The 508-nt window shown below is 50.0% G+C and carries 1 protein-coding gene; it reads left to right on the forward strand.

Annotation, left to right across the window (positions count from 1 at the left end; genetic code table 11):
- Nucleotides 1–508, forward strand: a 508-nt coding sequence (locus R8O10_RS27730; RefSeq protein ID WP_318192296.1) for a metallopeptidase TldD-related protein, incomplete at both ends; no start/stop codon positions are given.

Below are 508 nucleotides of genomic sequence, written 5' to 3' on the forward strand. Positions count from 1 at the left end.
AAAATGGGTCAGCAGGTGACGTCATCGCTATGTACGATTGTGGATGATGGTACGCTGAAAGATCTACGTGGTTCACTCAATGTGGACGACGAAGGTGTGAATGGTCAGTACAACACGCTGATCGAAAATGGCGTATTGAAAGGCTACATGCAAGACAAGCTGAACGCGCGCCTAATGGGGGTAAACCCAACGGGTAACGGTCGCCGCGAATCTTACGCGCACTTACCGATGCCACGCATGACCAATACCTACATGCTGCCAGGTGAACACACACCAGAAGAAATCATCTCGACCGTGAAGAAAGGCATCTACGCGCCTAACTTCGGTGGTGGTCAGGTGGATATCACCTCAGGTAAGTTCGTGTTCTCTGCATCAGAAGCGTATTTGATTGAGGATGGTAAAGTGACTCGTCCCGTCAAAGGGGCAACTCTAATCGGTTCAGGCATTGAAGCGATGCAGCAAGTTTCGATGGTCGGTAACGACTTAAGCATCGATAAAGGTGTTGGCG

Source organism: Vibrio sp. 1727, assembly GCF_033344415.1.
GTDB lineage: Bacteria > Pseudomonadota > Gammaproteobacteria > Enterobacterales > Vibrionaceae > Vibrio > Vibrio alginolyticus.